This window comes from Pseudomonas sp. SDO55104_S430 (assembly GCF_054070595.1).
In genome coordinates this window covers 1-2,510 of record NZ_JBSVXG010000414.1, presented here as the reverse complement: position 1 = coordinate 2,510, position 2,510 = coordinate 1, and the positions used below count along the sequence as shown (strand labels likewise).

The 2,510-nt window shown below is 61.6% G+C and carries 1 protein-coding gene; it reads right to left on the bottom strand.

Annotated elements, in window-relative coordinates; all coding sequences use genetic code 11:
• Nucleotides 1–179: 179 nt before the first annotated feature.
• A complete protein-coding gene (locus ACW9JE_RS30230) occupies nucleotides 180–2,231 on the bottom strand; it encodes a 2Fe-2S iron-sulfur cluster-binding protein (protein WP_457434851.1) in 2,052 nt (683 codons plus the stop codon).
• Nucleotides 2,232–2,510 lie beyond the last annotated feature (279 nt).

Below are 2,510 nucleotides of genomic sequence, written 5' to 3'. Positions count from 1 at the left end.
CGCGTAATCGTTGACGACCATCGCGAGCAGGCTCGCTCCCACAGAAAGGCAGATTTCGGGCCCGACAACGATCACCTGTAGGAGCGAGCTTGCTCGCGATGCACCAGAGAACGCCGCGGGGAATCAGGTTCCCCGCGTCATCGTTGACGACCATCGCGAGCAAGCTCGCTCCTACTGGTTCAGATGTCGAGCACCAGAGGTTCGCTGCCTTGGGCCGGGACGGCGCAGCAAATCAGCACTTCATCAGCGGCCAGGCCCTGGTCCGGGGTGTTGAGGTAGTGCACCTGACCGCTGGTGATACGGGTTTTGCAGGTGCCGCAGGAGCCGCCGCGGCAGCTGAATTCGGGGTTCAGGCCGCGGGCTTCGGCCAGTTCCAGCAGGGTTCCGTTGCCCGGTTCCCAGCGAGCTTCCTTGCCGGCGGTGGAGAACAGGACTTTCACCGGCTCACTTGAAGCCGGTGTCTGTTGCGCGGCGGGCACGGTGACTTCGGCGTCACGGACCAAAGTGGACGGGCCGAAGGTTTCGGCGTGAATCCGATCATCGGGAATGCGCAGCGCACGCAAGCCATCGTACAAGGCCTGGGTAAAGCTCCCCGGTCCGCACAAGTAGAAGTCGTAGTCATTGAGCGGCAGCACGGTCTTGAGCAGTTCGACATCGATCCGGCCGGCCTTGTCATACTCTCCGCCGGAGCCGTCGGTGGATGGCTGGCTGACTACGCGCAACACCTTGACCCTGCCCCCTGCCAGTGTGACCAGCTCATCGATTTCCTCACGGAAAGCCAGGTCCTCCACGGCGCGGCTGCTTTGTACCAGCCAGGTCGGGCGCAGGCGATTGATGCGTTTACCCTGATAAACCACTTCCCGCAGCATCGACAGCAACGGCGTGATACCGACACCGGCTGCCAACAACACCAGTGGACGCCGCTCGGCCGCGTGAACGGAGAAATGCCCTTGGGGTGCGCGTGCTTCGATCCAGTCGCCGACCTGGATTCGCTCATGCAGATGCGAAGAAACCAGCCCGTCGCGTTTGACGCTGATACGCAGGAAGTCATCCGACGGAGCGCTGGACACACTGTAGGTACGAATCGACGGCGCCTGCTGCCCGTGGGGCAGGATCCTCACGGGCACATGTTGCCCCGGCTCGAACCCCGGCAGGCCAATGCCATCATCGGGCTCCAGATAGAACGAACGGATACTCGGACTTTCCTCGACGATGCGCGCCACCCGCAGCGGCCGCCAGTGGGTGCGCATGGCCTCGGCCTGCAAGCGTTCGGCCGCCTGCTGCCAACTGCCAGTCATCAGGGAATTGGGCGACTCACCCTCCTCCTTGTCTTCCCAACGCAAAGCCAGCGCCGCCTGACGGTAAACGATGCGCTGCGGCTTGAAACGCCACAGCCGCTCGGCGCCCTGAAACGCGGCAATCTGCGGATCATCCAGCAAAACCTCGGCGGTGCCGGTCATCTGCAGCAGGTCACCGCTCTTGAAGTCCATGAACACCAGCCCGGCCCGGGGGTTGAGCAGGATATTGCCCAGGGTGTTGAAAAACAGATTGCCGGAGAAGTCCGGAATGGTCAGCGCGCCGTCTTCTTCCATGCGCACGAAACCCGATTTGCCGCCGCGATGGGAAGCGTCGACCTGATTCTGGCCGTCGCGCTCGACGTAGGTGGCGACGTAAAACGAATCGGCCGTGGTGGTCATCTGACGCACGATCTCGTCAGTCGCACTCAACTCGCGGGCAATGTCGAGCGTCTCTTCGACGAAGGCGTACTGACGCAGATTGATATAACGCGGGCAATTGCCGTAGGCCTGGGTGACGGCGATTTCGATGCCATCCTCCAGCTCGCGCTGGACATTGCCATTCATGCGGTTGCGCCGGCGGGTATGCAATTCCATGCCGAGCATGCCGATGGCATCACCAGCTTTCATGCCTTGCTGCGCCGGATCATTGAGTTGCGGCTCAAGCTTTATGTGCAGGATTTCCGGTTCCGGAGAATGCATGAAGCCGGGTTGGCCGGTGCGAATCGTGGCCCAGACATCACCCTGAGGATCCACCGCACCCAGAATCACAAACGGCAATTGCGCATAGAACTCGCGATGCTGGTCCGGCATCCACGCCCGGGACATTTGTCGTTGGCCGACCCCCACCATCATCTCGACCGCGCCGACGCTGCGCTGCAAGGTCAACTCGCCTTCATGCCAGGGTGAGGATTGCGCTTTCGTGACTTCGTCCATCGGGTGTCTCCTTGCGCCAGTGGTGAGGGTTGCGTCGTGAGCGCTATCTTCTCCTCTAAACGGCGGCGGCAGAATCCACAAGGATTGCAATCCACTATTTCGCAGGGTGAAACGATGGGGCCTTTTGCGGATCCCTCTGTAGGTGCCGAGCTCGCTCGCGATGGATTCTAGACCGCTGCGGGGCATCTGGTTTCCCGCGTTATCGTTGACGACCATAAACCTGTAGGAGCCGAGCTTGCTCGCGATGGATTCAAGACCGCCGCGGGGTATCTGGTTTCC